Source organism: Pseudomonas sp. SWRI81, from assembly GCF_014268545.1.
In the GTDB taxonomy this organism is placed as follows: domain Bacteria; phylum Pseudomonadota; class Gammaproteobacteria; order Pseudomonadales; family Pseudomonadaceae; genus Aquipseudomonas; species Aquipseudomonas hamedanensis.
The window spans coordinates 34261-53640 of record NZ_JABWQS010000013.1 but is presented as its reverse complement, the minus strand read 5'-3'; the positions used below and the strand labels follow the sequence as shown (position 1 = coordinate 53640).

The following is a 19380-nucleotide window of genomic DNA, read 5'->3' as shown; positions in this document are numbered from 1 at the left end:
GTGCGGCTGAAACGAACGGATGATGGGGATCGTCCCGCCCGCACCGGAGTTAGGCAGCTTCAAGCTTCAAGCTGCAAGTAAAGGCATCACTTCCAGCCTGTAGCTTGTAGCTCGTAACTGCCGTTCTAGAACTTGGCTTCGGCATCCAGCTGCAAGGTGTTTGCATCGGCATCGCGCTGACCACGGCTGGCGAAATCAGCCTTGGTCAGGAAGTACGTGGCGCCGACGGCGAAGTTCTTGTCGATGTCGTAACCGACCTTGAACTTGTGCCCGCGCGAGCCGGTAGTGCCGTTGGCAAAGTCGGAGTCGGTGAAGGCACCGACCACGGCGTTGCGCTGCACGTCGCGATAGTTGTAGTCGAGGTTGAAACCGAAGACTTTCGACTTCGCACCGAGCAACCAGGCAGTGTCCTGATCGGTCACGGCGTCGTTGTTCTTCACGTACTGGCCGTAGAACGACAGCGGAATCGGCAGACCGCCGATGTCGATCTGGCTGAACCCCTCATACAGACGGAATTCGTTGTTGGCGGAGTTGCCGTTGACCGCCAGGGCGCACGGCGTGGACGTGCCGGTGCAGCGGCTGTCTTCATCGTTCTGGTAGGCGTAGACGCTGCCGCCCAGAGTCAGTTTCAGGTTGTCGGTGATGTTGAAGCGGCTGCCCAACTGGCCGGCGGTCAGGCGCAGGTCGTGACGAAATTGCACGCCGTCGCCGTCAACGTTGTCCTTGAGGTTGTAGTTACCCAGGCTGCCGAACAGTTCGGCGCTGCTGCCCAGCGGGTATTTGTAGGTAACGGCCAGACCTTCCGGGTTGATGTCGCTGTCCCAGATCACGTCGCCCATGCTCACCCACGGTTGCAGCATCTTGCCGCCGATCACGTGCAGGTTCTTGATCTGATCCGGGTGGTAGTCGATGTAGCCGAGGTCGAGCCAGATCTGCTTCTTGTCGAAGTAGTTATCCTGGTCCTGGTTGGTCGAACGGGCATCGTCGCCGCCGCCAGTGGCGATACGAATGCCGGTGTCGACCTGCGGGTTGATCTCGGTGTAGGCGCCCAGACGTGCACGGATGCGCTGACGGTCCTTGTCGCGGCCGCCGTTGTTCGGCTCGCCGTCGATCTTGATGTTCTCCTGACGGATACGCACGTCGCCCTTGAACTGGGTCTTGGCCGCCCAGGCCAGTTTCTGGTCGAAAGCGCTCTGTTCGTTGGTCTTTTTCGCGACCGCCGCCACTTGCTCGTTGGTTTCCTGCTGCGCCTGCCGGGCGATCTGCTGAGCCTTCTGATCCTTGGCCAGTTCTGTTTGCAGCTCGATGTACTGCGCTTGGGAAATCGACCCGTTGGCTTTGAGCATGTCGAGCAGTTTGGCGTCGACTGCAGCACTGGCCGGAACGCTCATGGCCAGCAACAAGCCGCCGCACAGGGCCGCTGCAGTTTTGGTGGAAGCAAGACGCATAGCAATCTCCAAAGATGAAAGGGGATGGCTGAACCATCCTGGGCACAACCGACACGAGGTCGGAAAACTGTGTCCGGGCTAGAACCCGGCGCTCTAAAAACAGGCGCCAGTATCGCGATCGTTTATGACAGAGCGGTGGCACAGTGATGGCAGGTTGATGACGATGCAGGTCGGGCGTGAACTATTGAGTTAGAGCGCTGTCGGCCGATTGAGCGTGTGCAACGGCTCGCGATCAGCGATACTCGCCGGGCTTTGTCGCCAAGCTGTGGAGTGCCAGTGGATGCCGTTGCAACGCCTGCAAAACCTGTCAGAAATCACCCCGGCAAGCTGGGATGCGCTGGTGCCGGATAACCAGCCGTTCCTGCGTCACGCTTTTCTGAGTGCGCTGGAAGACAGTGGCAGTGTCGGTCCACATTCGGGCTGGCAGCCCGAGCATTTGCTGCATATCGAAGGTGATCGACTGATCGCCGCGCTGCCCAGTTACCGCAAGTGGCATTCCTACGGCGAGTACGTGTTCGATCATGGCTGGGCCGACGCCTGCGCGCGGGCCGGCATCGATTACTACCCCAAACTGTTGACCGCCGTGCCGTTCAGTCCGGTCAGCGGCCCGCGCTTGCTGGCGGCAAAAGTCGAGGACGGGTTCGAGCTACTGAAGAGCCTGCCGGGGTATCTGCAGATCGAAGCGCTTTCCAGTGCGCACATCAATTTCACCGATCCGTTTACCGACGCGGCGATGGCTGAGCAGCCGGGCTGGCTACAACGCATCGGTTGTCAGTATCACTGGCAGAATCGTGATTACCGCGACTTTCAGGATTTCCTCGACGCCCTCAGCTCACGCAAGCGCAAACAGATGCGCAAGGAGCGCGAGCAGGTGACGGGGCAGGGCTTTGAGTTTGAATGGCTGGAAGGCCGCGAGCTGGGCGAGGCGCAGTGGGATTTTGTCTACGCCTGTTATGCCAACACCTATGCGGTGCGACGTCAGGCGCCGTATCTGACCCGCGAATTCTTCAGCCTGCTGGCCGAGCGCATGCCCGAAGCGATTCGCGTGGTGCTGGCGAAGCAGGGCTCAAGGCCGGTCGCAATGGCCTTCAGCCTGGTCGGGGGCGACAGTTTTTACGGGCGCTACTGGGGCTGCCTGGCCGAGTTTGATCGGCTGCATTTCGAGACGTGTTTTTATCAGGGCATGGATTATGCGATTGCCCATGGCATCCAGCGCTTCGATGCCGGCGCTCAAGGCGAGCACAAGTTGATTCGTGGTTTTGAACCGGTGATCACCCATTCCTGGCATTACCTGCGCCATCCGGGATTGAAAGCGGCGGTAAAAGATTTTCTTCAGCAAGAGCGCGTCGGGGTCCTGGCGTATGCCGAAGAGGCGAGAACGGCGTTGCCCTATCGCCAAACCTAGATCCCTTGTAGGAGTGAGCCTGCTCGCGATAGCGGTGTGTCTGTCAATATTATTGGTGCTGACACTCCGCTATCGCGAGCAGGCTCACTCCTACAGGGGGGGCGGTGATCGGCAATCTCAATCGATGCCGACAAAGCCTCCGGTCTGGTGCGCCCACAACCGCGCGTACAAGCCTCGATGCGCGAGCAGTTCGGCATGGGTGCCGCTCTCGGCGATTTTGCCGTTCTCCAGCACCACCAGCCGGTCCATGCGTGCGATGGTCGAGAGGCGGTGGGCAATCGCGATCACGGTTTTGCCCTGCATCAAAGTCTCGAGGCTTTCCTGAATCGCCGCTTCGACTTCCGAGTCCAGCGCCGAGGTGGCTTCGTCCATGATCAGAATCGGCGCGTCCTTGAGCAACACTCGCGCAATCGCGATGCGCTGACGCTGACCGCCGGACAGTTTCACCCCGCGCTCGCCGACATGCGCATCGAAACCGGTGCGGCCTTCAGCGTCGGACAGCAGAGGAATGAACTCATCGGCGCGAGCCTTGTGCACCGCATCCCACAACTCGGCATCGGTCGCATCCGGTTTGCCGTAAAGCAAGTTGTCGCGGATCGAGCGGTGCAGCAGCGAGGTGTCTTGAGTGATCATGCCGATCCGCGCACGCAGGCTTTCCTGGCCGACTTCGGCGATGTTCTGCCCATCGATCAGGATGCGCCCACCCTCGACGTCGTACAGGCGCAGCAACAGGTTGACCAAGGTCGATTTACCGGCGCCGGACGGCCCGATCAAGCCGATTTTCTCGCCCGGTTTGATGGTCAGGTTGAGGTCGCCGATGATGCCTTTCTGCTTGCCGTAGTGAAAATCCACCTGCTCGAAACGCACTTCGCCACGGGCCACGTCCAGCGGCCTGGCCTGCTCGCGGTCGGTGACGCTGACCGGTTGCGAGATGGTGCGCAGACCGTCCTGAACCATGCCGATGTTCTCGAAAATGCCGGTGACCACCCACATGATCCAGCCGGACATATTGACGATGCGAATCACCAGGCCGGTGGCCAGGGCAATCGCGCCGACGGTGATCAGCGATTGTGTCCACAGCCACAAAGCCAGCGCGGTGGTGCCGACAATCAGCAAGCCGTTCATGGCAGTGATTGCCACGTCCATGCTGGTGACCACGCGTCCGGCCATCTGCGCCTTGACGGTCTGTTCTTCGATGGCTTCTTTCGCGTAGTGCTGTTCGAAGTTGGTGTGGGCGAACAGCTTTAGCGTGGCGATGTTGGTGTAGCCGTCGACGATGCGCCCCATCAGTTTCGAGCGCGCGTCGGAGGCTTCCACCGAACGGTCTTTCACGCGGGGAACGAAGTAGTACAGCGCGCCGATGTAGGCGACGATCCACGTCAGCAGCGGAATCATCAGGCGCCAGTCCGCCTCGGCGAACAGCACCAGCGAACTGATTGCGTAGATCACCACGTGCCACAGCGCGTCGACCGCTTGTACGGCAGAATCGCGCAGCGAGTTGCCGGTCTGCATGATGCGCTGGGCGATGCGCCCGGCGAAGTCATTCTGGAAGAAATTCAGGCTTTGCTTGAGCACATAGCTGTGGTTCTGCCAGCGGATCATGCTGGTCATGCCGGGACTCAGGGTCTGGTGCACCAGCAGATCGTGCAGGCCGAAAAAAATCGGTCGCAGCACAAGGGCGACCACCAGCATCCACGTCAGTTCGAGGGCGTGGTCGCTGAAGAAATTCGGGTTCGGTGTGCCCTGGGCCAGATCGATGATACGGCTCAGGTAGCTGAACAGCGCCACTTCGATCAACGCGGCGAACAGGCCGACCACAAGCAGGGCGGCGAAGCTCGGCCAGACCTGCTTCAGGTAATAGATGTAGAAGGGCCAGACGCGGTCCGGCGGGGACGCCGTCGGGGCGTCGCGGAAGATATCGATCAGTTGTTCGAAACGGCGATAGAGCATCAGATAACCGCCCGGAATCCGGGCTCTCCTTTTATCAGTGCGAGCGGCGCAGGCTCAGCCCGGCGCCGCTCGGTATGCCCGGCGAAACTCAGTCGATGCGCTTGGCCGACTTGATGATCACAGGGTCGACCGGCACGTTTTGCATGCCGCTTTTGGTGGTGGTCTGCGAGTTGACGATGACGTCTACGACATCCATGCCCTTGACCACTTTGGCGAACACCGCGTAACCGGCGTCACGGCCCGGGTCGAGGAAGGCGTTGTCGGCAACGTTGATGAAGAACTGGCTGGTGGCCGAGTCAGGGTTGGAGGTGCGCGCCATCGACAGGGTGCCGCGAACGTTGTGCAGGCCATTGCTGGCTTCGTTCTTGATCGGCGCCTTGGTGTCTTTCTGTTGCATCTGCTGGGTGAAACCGCCGCCCTGGGCCATGAAGCCCGGGATCACACGATGGAAAATGGTGTTGTTGTAGAAACCGCTGTCGACGTACTCAAGAAAGTTCTTGGTACTGATCGGTGCCTTGACCGGGTCCAGTTCGATTTCGATCTGGCCGTTGGTCGTGTCCAGCAGCACGTGGGGTGCTTTGGCCGGCGTGGCAGCCATCAGGTTGGCGGCGAACAGCACGGTACCAGCGGCGAGGGCGAGTTTTTTCAGCATGGGTCAGTGATCCTGAGATTGAAGGTCGGCTGCCTGTAGAAATTCCAGCAGCGTTTGATTGAAACGTTCGGGTTGATCGAGCGGAGTGGCGTGGCGCGAATCGGCAATCACCGCCAGCCGCGCATTCGGCAATAGTTTCACATAGGTTTCTTTCAATGCCACCGGTGTGTAGTCACGGTCGGCGCTGATGACGAGCGTTGGACAGGACACCCGGGAAAGTCGTTCCTGAACGCCCCAGCCAACAATCGCATCGAAGCTGGCGAGATAAGCACGTTTGTCGTTTTTTGCCCAGCGTTCAGCCATTTTACGGCGCAGATCGGCTTGTTCCGGTTTTGGAAAAAGTTTGCTGCCGAGGGCCTTGCCGATGGTTTCCAGGCTGAGCAGGCGCATCAGGCTCCAGCGCTTGAACCACTGCCAGTAATCGTCGCGAGTGCGCACTTTGACTTGTGGCGCGCTGTTGACGATGGTCAGGCTCTTGAGAAGTTGCGGCTGATCGACGGCCAGTTGAAAGCCGATCATGCCGCCCATCGACAGCCCGACGTAATGCACCGGGCCGAGCTTCAGGTGTTCGGCCAGAGCCACCAGGTCAGCGCTGAAACCGGCGATGCTGTAGCGTTCGCGCGGTTTGTCCGAACGCCCGTGGCCGCGAATGTCCGCGACGATCACCCGGTAGTGCGCGGCCAGCGCCGGGATCTGCATCTCCCAGTCCAGCGTGCTCGAGCCGAGCCCGTGAACCAGCAGCAACGGCGCACCGTGGCCATATTCCTCGTAGTGCAGGTTGCAACCTTCGTGCTCGAAATACGCCATCGGTGAACTCCGTGTCAGGCTTGTTCGGGGGCAGCGAACGGTGCGTCCAGCGGCAAGGTGTCGAAGGTGCGCAACAACTCGATGAGGATTTGCGTGGCCGGGCCCAGGGGTTTTTCCTTGTTCGTGTACAGGTAGAAGTTGGAATTGCGGCTGCGACCCTGATCCAACGGCAGCAGCTTGAGCGAACCTTCTTTCAATTCCCGTTCGATCATGTGGCGCGGCAGCCAGGCGAAGCCCAGGCCGTTGCTGACGAAGGTGGCCGCCGTGGCCAGGCTGCCGACGGTCCAGCGCTGCTCCGCGCCGAGCCAGCCGACGTCCCGTGGCTGCTGGCGGCCGGAGTCGCGAATCACCACTTGCATCTGGTTTTCCAGGTCCTGGAAGCTCAGCTCGCGGTTGAGCCGGTGCAGTGAGTGTTCCGGGTGGGCGACGGCGATGAATTCGACATCGCACAACTCGGCGCCGAGATAACCGGGAATGCTCAGCCCGGTGATCGCCAGATCGGCGACGCCTTCGAGCAATACTTCCTCCACGCCCGACAGGACCTCTTCGCGCAGACGCACGCGGCAGCCACGGCTTTGCGGCATAAACGCGGTCAGCGCGCGGACGAGGCGGGCGCTCGGATAGGCCGCATCGACCACCAGTCGCACTTCCGCTTCCCAGCCTTGCTCCATGTGATGGGCGAGGTCCTCCAGTTGGCTGGCCTGTTTCACCAGTTGGCGCGAGCGCCGAAGCAGCACGCCGCCGGCTTCGGTGAGCACGGCTTTGCGCCCGTCGATGCGCAGCAGCGGCACGCCGAGCTGGTCCTGCATGCGCGCCACGGTGTAGCTCACCGACGACTGCGAACGATGCAGGGCCTCGGCGGCCTGGGCGAATCCGCCGTGGTCGACCACGGCCTGCAATGTTCGCCACTGATCAAGGGTTACACGGGGCGCTTTCATCAATAGCTCCTCTTGTCCTAAGCTGGCCGTCCCTCATGGAGACTGCCGAATGAAAAAATTCTGTTGTGTGCTGCTGGCGCTGCTGCCGTTGACCGCGTTTGCCTATCCGATCGATGTGCAGAAGGATCTCAACGGCATGAAGATCGACTACGAGACTTTCGATACCGACAACGACATCGGCTCGATCCGGGTGGCCAACTACGGTGACGTCGACGCGACCTGCCGCGCAGTGTTCAGCAACGGTCCGGAAGCACCGCGAACGCGCAGCATCGACGTACCGGCCGGCAAACATAAAAACGCCACGGCCAAGTTCACCCGCGAGATCATCAAGCTGCGCATCAAACTGACCTGCACCCCGAAATAAGCGGTTTTGCATTTGTAGGAGTGAGCCTGCTCGCGATAGCGGTGTATCAGGTACATCAATGTTGCCTGACACACTGCTATCGCGAGCAGGCTCACTCCTACAAGGGTATGCGTTAGCTTATAAACGAATTTATCGATGGATTACAGCGGATATTTGCGCTTTTTTATCGATTCGACGCTGTTTAACCTCCACTCCATCGACTTACAACATTCTCGGATGGAGGCTACACACCATGTCCCGCGTTCTGATCATCGAAAGCAGCGCCCGCCAGCAAGACTCGGTTTCCCGTCAACTGACCCAGACCTTCATCGCTCAATGGAAAGCCGCGCACCCTGCCGATCAGATCACCGTGCGTGACCTCGCCGTGAACCCGGTGCCGCATCTGGACAGCAACTTGCTGGGTGGCTGGATGAAACCCGCCGAGCAGCGTAACGACGCCGAGCAATCCTCGCTGGACCGCTCCAACGCCTTGACCGATGAACTGCTCGCCGCCGATGTGCTGGTCATGGCTGCGCCGATGTACAACTTTGCGATCCCGAGCACCCTCAAGGCCTGGCTCGATCATGTGCTGCGTGCCGGCGTGACGTTCAAATACACCGAAACCGGCCCGCAAGGCCTGCTCAACGGCAAGCGTGCCTTTGTGTTGACCGCCCGCGGTGGCGTGTATGCCGGTGGTCCGGCGGATCATCAGGAACCGTATTTGCGTCAGGTCATGGGGTTCATTGGTATCCATGACGTGACCTTTATCCATGCCGAGGGCATGAACCTGGGCGGTGACTTCCAGGAGAGGGGGCTGAATCAGGCCAACGCCAAATTGTCTCAGGTCGCTTGATCGGTTAATCGCCAGATAATCGCTGGATGGTCTAGTGATCTGGCGCAACCCCTTCAAGGCTCTACGCGCATCGAACCTCCCTTTGCACTTTTGCTCCTGAGTGCTGTAGCCCGATTGAACGCTTTAGCGAGATCGGGCTTTTTTTTGTCTGCGATTTGATGAGCAGGATAGATTTCCTTGTAGGAGTGAGCCTGCTCGCGATAGCGGTCGTTCAGACGCATCAGTTTTGACTGAAACACCGCCATCGCGAGCAGGCTCACTCCTACAGGGGATTGTGTTGTCAGTGGGTTCGCGGTCTGGCGCAAAAAACGCTATCGTCGCCGCCATTCGATTTCGAGGCGAGTATGGGCTATCTACTTTTTGTCACGCTGATCCAGGCGTTCTCTTTCAGTCTGATCGGCGAGTACCTGGCGGGGCATGTCGACAGTTACTTCGCGGTGCTGGTGCGTGTGGTGCTGGCCGGGTTGGTGTTTATTCCGTTGACGCGCTGGCGTTCGGTGGAGCCGGCGTTCATGCGTGGCATGCTGCTGATCGGCGCCTTGCAGTTCGGCGTGACTTACGTCTGTCTGTATCTGAGCTTCCGCGTGCTGACCGTACCGGAGGTGTTGCTATTTACCATTCTCACGCCTTTGCATGTGACCTTGATCGAAGACGCGCTGAACCGCCGCTTCAACCCGTGGGCGTTGATCGCCGCGCTGGTGGCAGTCGGTGGCGCGGCGGTGATTCGTTTCGACAGCATCAGTCCGGACTTCTTCATGGGCTTCCTGTTGCTGCAACTGGCTAACTTCACCTACGCCGCCGGGCAGGTGCTGTACAAGCATCTGGTAGCGAAACACCCGAGTGATCTGCCGCATTACCGCCGCTTCGGTTATTTCTACCTGGGCGCATTGATGGTGGTACTGCCGGCGTTTCTGCTGTTCGGCAAGTCGAACTTTCTACCAGAGGCGCCACTGCAATGGGCGGTGTTGCTGTTCCTCGGGCTGGTTTCGACGGCATTGGGCCTGTACTGGTGGAACAAGGGCGCATGCATGGTCAATGGCGGCACCCTGGCGGTGATGAACAACCTGCATGTGCCGGTGGGGTTGTTGTTGAATTTGCTGATCTGGAATCAGCATGAGGAACTGGGGCGGTTGTTCCTCGGCGGCAGTGTGATCCTCGCCGCTGTGTGGATCAGCCGGTTGGGGATTCGAAAATCCGCGGCCACCGCGTAACCGCTGATTCACAAATACCAATGTGGGAGCGGGCTTGCTCGCGAAGGCGTCAGGTCAGTCAATCTCTTTGTTGAATGACACTGCGCTTTCGCGAGCAAGCCCGCTCCCACAGTTTCGATTTGCAGGGTTACATAACGTGTTTTTCAGGCTCCGGAATGCTCGCCGAGCCCAACACCGCCGGCAATAACCCCGCGCGCAAGTCCCCGCCACTGGGCTGTTGATACAGACTCAGTCCGAACTCCGGCAGCACCGCCAGCAGATAATCAAAAATATCCCCCTGAATCCGCTCGTAATCGGCCCACACGGTGGTGCGGGTGAAGCAGTAGATTTCCAGCGGAATGCCCTGCGCGGTGGTTTGCATCTGGCGAACCATGCAGGTCATGTTCGGCTGAATTTCCGGATGACTCTTCAGGTACGCCAGCGCATAAGCGCGAAAGGTGCCGACATTGGTCATGCGCCGACGGTTGGCCGACATCGCCGCGACATTGCCTTGGGCCTCGTTCCACGCCTTGAGCTCGGCTTTCTTGCGACTCATGTAGTCGGTCAGCAGGTGCACTTGCGAGAGCTTTTCTTCTTCGTCATCGCGGATGAAACGCACGCCGCTGGCATCGATGAACAGGCTGCGCTTGATCCGTCGTCCGCCGGATTGCTGCATGCCGCGCCAGTTCTTGAACGACTCGGACATCAGGCGCCAGGTCGGGATCGAGACGATGGTCTTGTCGAAATTCTGCACCTTGACCGTGTGCAGGGTGATGTCGACCACGTCGCCATCGGCGCCGACCTGCGGCATCTCGATCCAGTCGCCGACGCGCAGCATGTCGTTGCTGGTCAGCTGCACGCTGGCGACGAATGACAGCAACGTGTCCTTGTAGACCAACAGGATCACCGCCGACATTGCACCCAGACCCGACAGCAGCAACAGCGGCGAACGGTCGATCAGGGTGGCGACAATGATGATCGCGCCGAACACGTACAAGACCATTTTCGCCAGTTGCACATAGCCTTTGATCGAGCGCGTGCGGGCGTGCTCGGTACGCGCATAGATGTCGAGCAAGGCATTGAGCAGGGCGCTGATCGCCAGCAGCAGGAACAGAATGGTGAACGCCAGCGCCACGTTGCCGAGAAAATTCATCGAGGTTTTGCTGAGTTCCGGCACCAGATGCAGGCCGAACTGGATCACCAGCGATGGCGTCATCTGCGCCAGGCGCTGAAACACCTTGTTGTGCCGGAAGTCATTGATCCAGTGCAGAGCCGGCTGGCGACCGAGCATGCGGCTGGCGTGCAGGATCAGGTAGCGCGCCACTCGTCCGAGCACGAGCGCGATCACCAGCAGCACCATCAGCGCCAGTCCCGACTGCAAGAGCGGATGCTGTTCAAGGGTGCCCCAGAGGTCCTGGGCGTTGAGCCAGAGCTGTTTGATATCCATAAGCGAAACGTTTCTTCTATAAAGACGCGAGGGGCAATTAGAGCATTTAAGACGCTGCGTATTGCGGTCGGCGACAAAACGGGCAACAAAAAAACCACTGATTGCCACCGTTTGCACAAAGAAACTCGGCCTGAGTGCTCGAAACCGGTAATCTATGCAGCTGTTTTTTTGCATATCTTCGAGGTAGCACCCGTGTTTTCCCAATTCGCCCTGCACGAACGCCTGCTTAAAGCCGTGGCCGAGCTGAAATTTGTCGAGCCAACGCCTGTGCAAGCCGCGGCCATTCCGCTGGCGCTCCAAGGGCGTGATTTGCGGGTGACGGCGCAAACCGGTAGCGGCAAAACCGCTGCATTCGTTTTGCCAATCCTCAATCGCCTGATCGGCCCGGCGAAGATCCGCGTCAGCATCAAGACCCTGATCCTGCTGCCGACCCGCGAGCTGGCCCAGCAGACGTTGAAGGAAGTTGAGCGCTTCGCGCAGTTCACCTTCATCAAGTCCGGCCTGATCACCGGTGGTGAAGACTTCAAGGTCCAGGCGGCGATGCTGCGCAAGGTGCCGGACATCCTCATCGGTACGCCGGGGCGGATGATCGAGCAACTCAACGCCGGCAACCTCGACCTCAAAGAAGTCGAAGTGCTGGTACTCGACGAAGCCGACCGCATGCTCGACATGGGCTTCGCCGAAGACGTGCAACGTCTGGTCGACGAATGCCCGAACCGTCAGCAGACCATGCTGTTCTCCGCCACCACTGGCGGTTCCGGCCTGCGCGAGATGATCGCCAAGGTGCTGAACAATCCTGAGCACTTGCAGCTCAATGCGGTCAGCCAACTGAACTCGACGACGCGTCAGCAAATCATCACCGCCGACCACAATCAGCACAAAGAGCAGATTGTGAACTGGCTGCTGGCCAACGAGACCTACCAGAAAGCCATCATCTTCACCAACACCCGCGCCATGGCCGACCGTATTTATGGCCGCCTCGTGGCTCAGGAATACAAGGCGTTCGTGCTGCACGGCGAGAAAGACCAGAAGGATCGCAAACTGGCGATCGATCGCCTGAAGCAGGGCGGCGTGAAGATCCTCGTCGCGACTGACGTTGCGGCTCGTGGTCTGGACGTCGATGGCCTGGACATGGTGATCAACTTCGACATGCCACGCAGCGGCGACGAGTACGTACACCGCATCGGTCGTACCGGCCGCGCCGGCAACGATGGCCTGGCGATCTCGCTGATCTGCCACGGCGACTGGAACCTGATGTCGAGCATCGAGCGCTACTTGAAGCAGAGCTTCGAGCGCCGCACGATCAAGGAAGTCAAAGGCACCTACGGCGGGCCGAAAAAGGTCAAGGCCTCGGGCAAAGCCGTCGGCGTGAAGAAGAAAAAGACCGACGCCAAGGGTGACAAAAAGAAAACCGCCGCCAAGACGCCGACCAAGCGCAAGAGCGTCAACCGTCCAAAGCCGGATTCTCTGGTGAGCAGCGACGGCATGGCCCCGCTCAAGCGCCGCAAGCCGGCCGAGCCTGCGGCTGAGTAAGCTTTAGTATCGCGCATAAAAAAACCGGACATTGTCCGGTTTTTTTATGTCTCAACTGTCGGCTTTTTTCTCCGCCGAACCCAGTTCCTGCAAGCGCTTATCGATCAGCTGACACTTGTCCGGTAGATCGGCGCTGGCCGTGCCCAGATTCATTTTCTGCAACTCGGCGTTGATCTCCTTGGCCTTGGCCGGATTTTGCTCGGTGAGTTTCGCAACCTCCTTGGCCAGTTGCTCACGTTTGACCGCGGCCTCTTCGGGCGTACAGGCCCAGACGGGCAGGGCACAGGCCAGCGTAGCGGCGAGGGACAGCTTGATCAGGGTTTTCATGGGCAGGCCTCAGTTCCGGTTAAGGCGGGTTAACCGGTTGAGGGCTAAAGCCTGGGAAAAGTTCAGTGTGCTTAGCAGTGAGAATTTGGATCAGAAGTCCAACTCACTTAGCGAAGTGCCGATGCAGCGATCAAAGATATCGATAAGAGGTTGATCAACTCCGTAGAAGGAGTGAATGCATGCATCAATCCATCCTTCGCGATCCACTGAATGCCAATCGATTGAATAGCCTGCGTTGAGAATAATGTACTCAAAGACGATACGCTGGGTTCGTCCGTTACCTTCTCTGAACGGGTGGGCAACGTTGATATTTCCATACGTCTCGGCCACGGTGTGGATGAGGTGATCACGAGAATAGTCCTCGAACCAGCCCGCAGCGGCCATTTTCGAAAACTCTTTTTCGACCTCGCGCTCAATGAAGTCCGGGCTGCAAAAACGGGTGCTGCCTTTGCTGATCGCCAGCGTGCGGATTTCACCCGCCCAAGAATAAACTTTTTCGAATAAGGTGCGGTGAACGTCCCTCAACGTAGCAAGACTGTACGGAGGGGTAATGAATTCAAGCTTCGCGGCAGCTACTTCGTTGATATAGCGTTCCGCTTCGTCCAGATCCTCCGCAGTGCGTAAATCGAGCAGATTGATGAGTACGTCTGACCCCGGATAGCAATCCGGGGCTTGGTCAGCACCGTATTTATCATTACTCAAGGTTTTACGTGCCGGACGGCTTTCAAGGCAGCCTCCCGAGTAGGAAGTTTGATGTCTCCATCGCAAGGCGAAGGAGCGAAACCTTCCAGACGCAAACTAGCTGCGAAGTTGGCTCTGCGATGCTTGGCGAACCAAACTTTCTTGGTTTCTAAACTGAGCTTTTCCATCCTGCCCCCTCAATGTCAGGTGCGCCTATTATAGCGGACGGGCACCCGATGGGCCCGATGACCTAGCATCGCACAATCGAAAGTCCTGGTGAATCCACTCGCCGTGCGCTTTCGGCGCAGAAGTACGCCAGGCTAGCCTACGGTCACAGATTACGCTCAAGAACGCTGCTCGCCATGACAGCAGCCCGGCTTCATCGCTTCGTCGTACCGATCATGATGCCGCACCCATTCCATGATCTCGTCCTCATTTCTGCCCTTGGGCGTCAGATCAAGGTAGTGGTAAGCGCCGACCAGCATGTCCAGGCCTCGGGCGTAAGTGGAGTAGGTATGGAATATCTCGCCTTGGTCGTTTCGATAAAACACGCTCAGCCCCGGCATTTCTTCCTCGGCGCTGTCGGTTTTTTCGTAGTTATACGTGGCTTTTCCCTCCGCGACGTCTTCAGCCCGAGCGCAGACGCCGAAGTCGTAATTGAAGTCGCAACCCTCGGACGAAACCCAGTCGAACTTCCAGCCCATCCTTTGTTTGAATGCCTGAAACTCGTTAAACGGCGCGTGGGACACTGCCACCACCGCGACATCGTGGTGGGCCAGATGTTGATTGGCGCCGTCGATGTGATCGCTGAGGAACGAGCAGCCCTGGCAACCTTCCTGCCAATCTTTGGCGAACATGAAGTGGTAAATGATCAACTGGCTGTGCTTGCCGAACAGGTCGTTGAGTTTCACTTCGCCGCTCGCGCTCTGGAAATGGTAATCCTTGTCGACTTTTACCCACGGCAGGGCGCGGCGCTCGGCGCTGAGGCGGTCGCGTTCCCGGGTGAAGGCTTTTTCGTGGGCCAGGTGTTGCTGGCGGGCGGCGAGCCAGGCTTCGCGTGTTACCACCGGATGGTTCTCAACGTTCATGACGATGTCTCCTGCGGGGTTAAACCGGCTGTTTCAGACTAGTCGTTTAACGTACCGAAGAATCGACACACCGTCGGTCGGTCGGACGCCGTAAATGCGGCTGAACGGCTGCGCAGCGCTTCGGTCACAACCTTTGAACGCGGCACACATCACCCGCACCGGAGGTTGGATCAGGATGACGACTTATAACTGGGATTTGATTGAGCGTTTGCTGCATGAAGTGCAGAACAGCGCTGGCCACAGTTTTACGCCACGACCTTATGCCGAGCAGCATGCTGCGGACCAGGCGGCGGTCGGTGAATCCGTAGGGAATCTGGATCACTTGAAAACAGAGGCCTGCCAATACGAAAAGCTCTTGCTGGAGCGCGGCTACATCGAGCCTCGGCCGGAGGAAGAGGGCGGCAATGGCGAGAACTTCGTGCTGACGCCGCGTGGCTCGAGATTGCTGAGCCTGATCGACAGCAGCATTCCCGGCAATGACCATCCGCGTCAGGTGCTGGATGAGCAGGAGGATGCGCTGGATGAGCTGACGTTTGATGAGGTGGCGTCAAAAGCGCAAATCGCCTGATTTTGTTAAGGGCGTAATGAAAAACCTGTGGGAGCGGGCTTGCTCGCGAAAGCGCTGATTCAGCCAACTCAAACGTTGCTGACCCACCGCTTTCGCGAGCAAGCCCGCTCCCACATTGGAATCGAGTGATCTCAAGATTTATGTGCGGCCTTCAGGCATTTGAGGTCATTGAAGTCTTTGCGCACGCCCTCGATCTTTTTCAGCAAGCGCTCTCGCTGTTGCGGCGTGCTCTCGGCCATAAGGTCGACAAACAGTGCACGTGCCTGCGCTTCCGTGTTGGCGTAGGCCTTGCGGTAATCCGCTGTCCATAACTGCTCGCGGTTGACCAGAAGCGTCTCGATGCGTTGTGGGAATTGCGGACTCTGGCGTTGCGCAACGGCGGCGCTGAACTGTTGCTGCCAATGGGCGCGGTTGGCAATCCACTGGGTGTTCTGATCGCCCAGCGCGTTGCTCCAGGCCGCGACGCGTTGCTTCTGCGTGTCGCTCAACGGTCCCAGCCAGTCATTCAGGCGCTTTTCCATGCGCTCTCCGCGTTCCTTGATCTGTTGCGCCAAGGGCGGTTTGAGGTATTCCTGCTGGCGCTTGCGCAGATCCTTGGCGAACGCGTCGTTCATTTCCGCGACCTGTTTATCGTCCAGGCCTTGCAGCAGTTCGATGGCCGACGGGGTGATTTCCCGCGCGGTTTCGGCGATCGCCTGTTTGGCTTCGGCGGTGCGTTCCTGCAGGGCGGCGTCGGTGATTTGATTGCGTTCGACCATGGCCTGCAATCGGTCCAACCAGTCAAGGTAACCCGGCAATTGAGTGGTGCAGTGCCAGCTCAAGTGGCCCTTGAGGCGTTCGTTGAACCAGTCTTTCTGCTCGCCGCTCATGTCCACGTAGTCGCCAAGCGTCCACGGGATGATCACGTCGAGGTTGCGGTAGGCCAGGCCGACACGGCTGCAGGCGCCGAGGGCGAGGGTGAAGATCAGCAGGGCGGCAATCTGTTTGAACCAGCGAGACATGGGCAAATCCTTGCGAGAGCCTGGCTTCGGGAATCTGATTCTTATGTGATGCAGGATGCGCGCGGCAGTTCAGCCGATCAATAGAAGGCGTGGGCAGCCTTGAGGGTGACGAGACCGTCGCACTGGCTGTTGTGCCCGGAATAGGCCGAACAATCGCTGCCGCTGAGGCTGGAATTGCTATAGATCAGGTCGAGATCGACGCCCATGAACGGCCGGGACAACTTCACCGACCAGTCGGTGAAACTGCTGATATAGCCACCGTCCACCGCGGCGGGGGTGTTCAGTTGATGGGTGGTGTATTTCATGCTGACACCGATGCCGAACGGTTGGTTACCGCCGAGATCGGCAAACAGCGTGTTGTTCTGTTTATCCGGGTCGTTGCTCAAGGCGACGCCGAAGCGGCTGCCGAGCAGGGTCAGCCCGCCGAACACCTCCTGACTGTCGAGGGTGTCCACGCGAGGATAGCTGTAGTGGATCATTCCGACTTCATAGCCGAGGGTCTGATCGAAAGGCTGCTTAAAGCCTACGTAGGAGTCGATTTCAAGATTCTTGCCCGGCGTGATGCCCATGCTCGGTGCGTATTGGCCGAAATACACGCCGCTGTCGTGACTCAAGTCGAGGCCGCCATGGAATGAGCCGACCGCCGCCGGTTTCACCAGGCCCTGGGCCATGCTGCGGCTGGGAGTCGTGCCGAGTTTGAGATCGAAATCGCCCAGTTCGCGCTGAAAAACCTGGGCGTGCGCGGTCGCTGCCGATAGCAGGCTGACGAGCAATAAACAGGAAGATAGGCGCATGCGTCACTCCATGAACCGCGAGCGCAGGACCATGGGCCTGCTGAAACGCTTGATCTAGACGCGTGCAAGGATACCGGCGAATGCTCGGCATTGATGGCCGTTCGTCGATTTTCGAGGTTTTTGTTTAAAGCGAAGGGGGAATTGCGCGGTGCCAGTCCAGGCGCTTCGAAGCTCAAAGCGCCTCTGGACGGGGGTAAACCGGGTTGTTACTTCTTGCCCAGGCTGATCTGCTTGGACGGGCCGAACGTCTGGCCGCTGACGCCTTTGGCAATTTGCTGAATTTCGCCGCCGGATTTGAGGAACGCTGCGATTTGATCGTTAATCGATTCGCTGGTTTCAACGGCTGGAGCTGGCTTTGCTTTGCTGGTGGATGCTTTTACACGCATGGCGGCCATTAACCTTTAGAAAAGTAACTCGGCCAGACATCGTACAGGAATAACTTGACAATTGCTTGGTAAATATCCCCCGGAATAACCAACCCCGGCGCTGCATTATTGTCGCTTCGATATTCGTAATAGGCGGCTAAGCTGCTGTTTTAAATACGAACATTTATTCTGACGGTGCTTCGGCGGATGGCCGCCACGCGCTCGGCTGGACTGACGAGCGGCATCTCCGTCGGGCTGCAAACGAGGAAAATCAAGACGTTGAAGCAGATTTAGCGCTGCGAGGATCTGGCGCCCGACGTTGCCGGCAAAAACGGGTAGAATGCCGCCCACGCAATGAGGGTTCAGGAAATGGCTTTAGTCGGGCGTTACAACAGTTTGCAAGTGGTTAAACACACTAACTTCGGTTTATATCTGGACGGCGGTGCTGACGGCGAGATTCTGTTGCCCAACCGTTATATCCCCAAAGATATTCCCAGCGAAGATGAAGACTGGCTCAATGTTTTTATTTATCTGGACAGCGAAGACAAACTTCTCGCCACCACGGAAAAACCGAAAGTTCAGGTCGGCGAATTTGCCAGCCTGAAAGTGGTTGAAGTCAACAGCATCGGGGTATTCCTCGATTGGGGGCTGCCAAAGGATCTGTTGTTGCCATACTCGGAAGAGAAACGGCAGATGACCGCCGGCGAATATTGCGTGGTGCATGTCTACCTCGACAAACACACCCGCCGCATCACCGCCACCGCGCGGCTTGATCGTTATCTGGACAAGACCCCTGCGACTTACAGCCCGGGCCAGGAAGTTGACCTGCTGGTGGCCGAAGCCACCGACATGGGCTTCAAGGCGATCATCAACAACAAGCACTGGGGCTTGATCCACAAGAACGAAATCTTCAAGTTCATGCGCTCGGGCATGCGCGAAAAAGGCTTCATCAAGGAAGTGCGCGCCGACGGCAAAATCAGCCTGAGCCTGCAACCGGTCGGCCAGGAAGCGGCCAGCAGCCTGAGTTCGAAGATCCTCGGCAAGTTGCGTGAAAACGACGGCACCCTGGCGGTCAGCGACAAGAGCGACCCGGCGTTGATCAGCAGCCTGTTCGGCGTCAGCAAAGGCAACTTCAAGAAAGCCATCGGTTCGCTGTACAAGGAAGGCAAGATCGTCATTCACGCCGATCGCATTGAACTGACCTGAGTTCTCGCAGGCCCATGTTGGCGCTGCCGAAGGCTCGGGCCGCGTTCGGACGATCTGTTGATCTTGATCTTGAAAAAACAGATCAAAACATCGCAGCCGTCGGCAGCGCCTACATCAAGAGAGATGAGCAAATGAAAAAGCCGCTGATCGCGTACGTCGCTACGCTGCTGACGTTTCTGCTGCTCGACGGCATCTGGCTCGGGCTGCTGATGGCGCCGACCTATCGCGAACTGCTCGGTGCGCTGATGCTGGAACAACCGCTGCTGGTCCCCGCAGCGGTTTTTTATTGCCTGTACGTTTTCGGCTGTGTGGTGTTTGTGGTGTTGCCGGCGCTGAGCTGGCAGCGAGCGGCGAAGCTCGGTGCGCTGTTGGGGCTGGTGGCCTATGGCACCTATGACCTGACCAATTGGGCGACCCTGCGCGGCTGGTCGATGCAGGTGAGTTTGATGGACTGGGCTTGGGGAACGGTGGCGACTGCAGTTGCCTGCACGGTGGGTTATTTGATGGCGAAGCGATTCGCGTGAGCTGATCTTTCAGTTGCGTTGGCAATGCTGGCCTCTTCGCGAGCAAGCCCGCTCCCACAATGAATTCCCGTCGTTCACACATTCCACATCCACCACAAATCCCCTGTGGGAGCGGGCTTGCCCGCGAATGACGGCGCAGCCGTCAGCCATTCAGCACTGGCGTCACTGGCGAACTAAATGTCTTTTCCAGACGCCTTTTTCCGCGCGTCTGATTGATAATCCTCAACATTGATTTCTGACCATTGGATGGCCTGCCATGT

Annotated in this window: 22 protein-coding genes and 1 pseudogene; 9 read left to right on the top strand and 14 right to left on the bottom strand. The window is 58.6% G+C overall.

What is annotated here, in order from left to right:
• Window positions 1–125: 125 nt before the first annotated feature.
• Window positions 126–1448 carry a putative porin gene (locus HU765_RS11065; protein WP_186620399.1) on the bottom strand — a complete coding sequence of 441 codons (1323 nt, stop codon included), beginning with the start codon at window positions 1446–1448 and terminating at the stop codon, window positions 126–128.
• A 280-nt stretch (window positions 1449–1728) separates the two neighbouring features.
• Here HU765_RS11065 and HU765_RS11060 point away from each other — a divergent pair, with 280 nt between their 5' ends.
• Entirely contained in the window at window positions 1729–2853 is a 1125-nt protein-coding gene (locus HU765_RS11060) for a GNAT family N-acetyltransferase (RefSeq protein WP_186620397.1), read from the top strand.
• Between the two features lie 117 nt (window positions 2854–2970).
• Here HU765_RS11060 and HU765_RS11055 read toward each other — a convergent pair whose 3' ends face one another.
• The 4 genes from HU765_RS11055 to HU765_RS11040 form a co-directional block, all read right to left on the bottom strand.
• Window positions 2971–4803 (bottom strand): ABC transporter ATP-binding protein, encoded by a 1833-nt coding sequence (locus HU765_RS11055; RefSeq protein ID WP_186620395.1) that lies wholly within the window; start codon window positions 4801–4803, stop codon window positions 2971–2973.
• A gap of 88 nt (window positions 4804–4891) precedes the next feature.
• On the bottom strand, window positions 4892–5455 hold the full coding sequence (locus HU765_RS11050) for a peptidylprolyl isomerase (RefSeq protein ID WP_186548769.1): 564 nt from the start codon (window positions 5453–5455) through the stop codon (window positions 4892–4894).
• Window positions 5456–5458: 3 nt separating this feature from the next.
• Window positions 5459–6262, bottom strand: coding sequence for an alpha/beta hydrolase (locus HU765_RS11045; RefSeq protein WP_186620394.1), 804 nt, complete (start codon window positions 6260–6262; stop codon window positions 5459–5461).
• A 14-nt stretch (window positions 6263–6276) separates the two neighbouring features.
• Entirely contained in the window at window positions 6277–7200 is a 924-nt protein-coding gene (locus HU765_RS11040) for a LysR family transcriptional regulator (protein ID WP_186548765.1), read from the bottom strand.
• A 49-nt stretch (window positions 7201–7249) separates the two neighbouring features.
• On the opposite strand from HU765_RS11040, the gene HU765_RS11035 reads away from it, so the two are divergent.
• Both HU765_RS11035 and HU765_RS11030 read left to right on the top strand, forming a co-directional pair.
• The gene (locus HU765_RS11035; protein WP_101158571.1) at window positions 7250–7564 is read left to right on the top strand and encodes a 3-phosphoglycerate kinase; all 315 of its coding nucleotides are present in this window, start codon (window positions 7250–7252) and stop codon (window positions 7562–7564) included.
• A gap of 232 nt (window positions 7565–7796) precedes the next feature.
• Window positions 7797–8396, top strand: a complete 600-nt coding sequence (locus HU765_RS11030) for an FMN-dependent NADH-azoreductase (protein WP_186548763.1) — start codon at window positions 7797–7799, stop codon at window positions 8394–8396.
• Window positions 8397–8449: 53 nt separating this feature from the next.
• Here HU765_RS11030 and HU765_RS11025 read toward each other — a convergent pair whose 3' ends face one another.
• Entirely contained in the window at window positions 8450–8701 is a 252-nt protein-coding gene (locus HU765_RS11025) for a hypothetical protein (RefSeq protein WP_186620393.1), read from the bottom strand.
• A 39-nt stretch (window positions 8702–8740) separates the two neighbouring features.
• On the opposite strand from HU765_RS11025, the gene HU765_RS11020 reads away from it, so the two are divergent.
• Both HU765_RS11020 and HU765_RS27095 read left to right on the top strand, forming a co-directional pair.
• On the top strand, window positions 8741–9607 hold the full coding sequence (locus tag HU765_RS11020) for a carboxylate/amino acid/amine transporter (protein ID WP_186620392.1): 867 nt from the start codon (window positions 8741–8743) through the stop codon (window positions 9605–9607).
• Between the two features lie 22 nt (window positions 9608–9629).
• Window positions 9630–9719: pseudogene (locus HU765_RS27095) on the top strand (metal ABC transporter ATP-binding protein); the annotation flags it as partial.
• A 15-nt stretch (window positions 9720–9734) separates the two neighbouring features.
• Here the strand turns inward: HU765_RS27095 and HU765_RS11015 are convergent.
• A complete protein-coding gene (locus tag HU765_RS11015) occupies window positions 9735–11033 on the bottom strand; it encodes a mechanosensitive ion channel family protein (protein ID WP_186548759.1) in 1299 nt (432 codons plus the stop codon).
• 192 nt (window positions 11034–11225) lie between these two features.
• Between HU765_RS11015 and HU765_RS11010 the strand changes: the two genes are divergently transcribed.
• The gene (locus tag HU765_RS11010) at window positions 11226–12566 is read left to right on the top strand and encodes a DEAD/DEAH box helicase (RefSeq protein WP_186548757.1); all 1341 of its coding nucleotides are present in this window, start codon (window positions 11226–11228) and stop codon (window positions 12564–12566) included.
• A 51-nt stretch (window positions 12567–12617) separates the two neighbouring features.
• On the opposite strand, the gene HU765_RS11005 is transcribed toward HU765_RS11010, so the two are convergent.
• The 4 genes from HU765_RS11005 to HU765_RS10995 form a co-directional block, all read right to left on the bottom strand.
• Window positions 12618–12893: a hypothetical protein gene (locus HU765_RS11005; protein ID WP_186548755.1), complete on the bottom strand. Its 276-nt coding sequence runs from the start codon at window positions 12891–12893 to the stop codon at window positions 12618–12620.
• Window positions 12894–12983: 90 nt separating this feature from the next.
• Window positions 12984–13595: a Fic family protein gene (locus HU765_RS11000; protein WP_186548753.1), complete on the bottom strand. Its 612-nt coding sequence runs from the start codon at window positions 13593–13595 to the stop codon at window positions 12984–12986.
• Window positions 13592–13762 carry a YhfG family protein gene (locus tag HU765_RS26790; protein WP_225922823.1) on the bottom strand — a complete coding sequence of 57 codons (171 nt, stop codon included), beginning with the start codon at window positions 13760–13762 and terminating at the stop codon, window positions 13592–13594. The genes HU765_RS11000 and HU765_RS26790 overlap by 4 nt, the downstream gene beginning before the upstream one ends.
• A 156-nt stretch (window positions 13763–13918) precedes the next feature.
• Entirely contained in the window at window positions 13919–14662 is a 744-nt protein-coding gene (locus tag HU765_RS10995; protein WP_186620391.1) for a thioredoxin family protein, read from the bottom strand.
• A gap of 175 nt (window positions 14663–14837) precedes the next feature.
• Here HU765_RS10995 and HU765_RS10990 point away from each other — a divergent pair, with 175 nt between their 5' ends.
• Window positions 14838–15230 (top strand): transcriptional regulator, encoded by a 393-nt coding sequence (locus HU765_RS10990; RefSeq protein ID WP_186620479.1) that lies wholly within the window; start codon window positions 14838–14840, stop codon window positions 15228–15230.
• A gap of 131 nt (window positions 15231–15361) precedes the next feature.
• On the opposite strand, the gene HU765_RS10985 is transcribed toward HU765_RS10990, so the two are convergent.
• From HU765_RS10985 to HU765_RS10975, 3 genes are all read right to left on the bottom strand, one after another.
• Window positions 15362–16231 (bottom strand): DUF6279 family lipoprotein, encoded by an 870-nt coding sequence (locus tag HU765_RS10985; protein WP_186620390.1) that lies wholly within the window; start codon window positions 16229–16231, stop codon window positions 15362–15364.
• A gap of 77 nt (window positions 16232–16308) precedes the next feature.
• Window positions 16309–17025, bottom strand: a complete 717-nt coding sequence (locus HU765_RS10980; RefSeq protein ID WP_186548745.1) for a TorF family putative porin — start codon at window positions 17023–17025, stop codon at window positions 16309–16311.
• 206 nt (window positions 17026–17231) lie between these two features.
• Window positions 17232–17420, bottom strand: coding sequence for a hypothetical protein (locus HU765_RS10975; protein ID WP_016985943.1), 189 nt, complete (start codon window positions 17418–17420; stop codon window positions 17232–17234).
• Between the two features lie 339 nt (window positions 17421–17759).
• On the opposite strand from HU765_RS10975, the gene HU765_RS10970 reads away from it, so the two are divergent.
• Window positions 17760–18596, top strand: a complete 837-nt coding sequence (locus tag HU765_RS10970) for a S1-like domain-containing RNA-binding protein (RefSeq protein WP_016771157.1) — start codon at window positions 17760–17762, stop codon at window positions 18594–18596.
• 131 nt (window positions 18597–18727) lie between these two features.
• Entirely contained in the window at window positions 18728–19120 is a 393-nt protein-coding gene (locus tag HU765_RS10965; RefSeq protein WP_186620477.1) for a DUF2177 family protein, read from the top strand.
• The last annotated feature ends 260 nt before the right edge of the window (window positions 19121–19380 follow it).

Coding starts and splice junctions, on each gene's coding strand:
- HU765_RS11065 (WP_186620399.1), bottom strand. CDS start 1,448: ATGCGTCTTGCTTCCACCAAAACTGCAGCGGCCCTGTGCGGCGGCTTG.
- HU765_RS11060 (WP_186620397.1), top strand. CDS start 1,729: ATGCCGTTGCAACGCCTGCAAAACCTGTCAGAAATCACCCCGGCAAGC.
- HU765_RS11055 (WP_186620395.1), bottom strand. CDS start 4,803: ATGCTCTATCGCCGTTTCGAACAACTGATCGATATCTTCCGCGACGCC.
- HU765_RS11050 (WP_186548769.1), bottom strand. CDS start 5,455: ATGCTGAAAAAACTCGCCCTCGCCGCTGGTACCGTGCTGTTCGCCGCC.
- HU765_RS11045 (WP_186620394.1), bottom strand. CDS start 6,262: ATGGCGTATTTCGAGCACGAAGGTTGCAACCTGCACTACGAGGAATAT.
- HU765_RS11040 (WP_186548765.1), bottom strand. CDS start 7,200: ATGAAAGCGCCCCGTGTAACCCTTGATCAGTGGCGAACATTGCAGGCC.
- HU765_RS11035 (WP_101158571.1), top strand. CDS start 7,250: ATGAAAAAATTCTGTTGTGTGCTGCTGGCGCTGCTGCCGTTGACCGCG.
- HU765_RS11030 (WP_186548763.1), top strand. CDS start 7,797: ATGTCCCGCGTTCTGATCATCGAAAGCAGCGCCCGCCAGCAAGACTCG.
- HU765_RS11020 (WP_186620392.1), top strand. CDS start 8,741: ATGGGCTATCTACTTTTTGTCACGCTGATCCAGGCGTTCTCTTTCAGT.
- HU765_RS11015 (WP_186548759.1), bottom strand. CDS start 11,033: ATGGATATCAAACAGCTCTGGCTCAACGCCCAGGACCTCTGGGGCACC.
- HU765_RS11005 (WP_186548755.1), bottom strand. CDS start 12,893: ATGAAAACCCTGATCAAGCTGTCCCTCGCCGCTACGCTGGCCTGTGCC.
- HU765_RS26790 (WP_225922823.1), bottom strand. CDS start 13,762: ATGGAAAAGCTCAGTTTAGAAACCAAGAAAGTTTGGTTCGCCAAGCAT.
- HU765_RS10995 (WP_186620391.1), bottom strand. CDS start 14,662: ATGAACGTTGAGAACCATCCGGTGGTAACACGCGAAGCCTGGCTCGCC.
- HU765_RS10990 (WP_186620479.1), top strand. CDS start 14,838: ATGACGACTTATAACTGGGATTTGATTGAGCGTTTGCTGCATGAAGTG.
- HU765_RS10985 (WP_186620390.1), bottom strand. CDS start 16,231: ATGTCTCGCTGGTTCAAACAGATTGCCGCCCTGCTGATCTTCACCCTC.
- HU765_RS10980 (WP_186548745.1), bottom strand. CDS start 17,025: ATGCGCCTATCTTCCTGTTTATTGCTCGTCAGCCTGCTATCGGCAGCG.
- HU765_RS10975 (WP_016985943.1), bottom strand. CDS start 17,420: ATGGCCGCCATGCGTGTAAAAGCATCCACCAGCAAAGCAAAGCCAGCT.
- HU765_RS10970 (WP_016771157.1), top strand. CDS start 17,760: ATGGCTTTAGTCGGGCGTTACAACAGTTTGCAAGTGGTTAAACACACT.
- HU765_RS10965 (WP_186620477.1), top strand. CDS start 18,728: ATGAAAAAGCCGCTGATCGCGTACGTCGCTACGCTGCTGACGTTTCTG.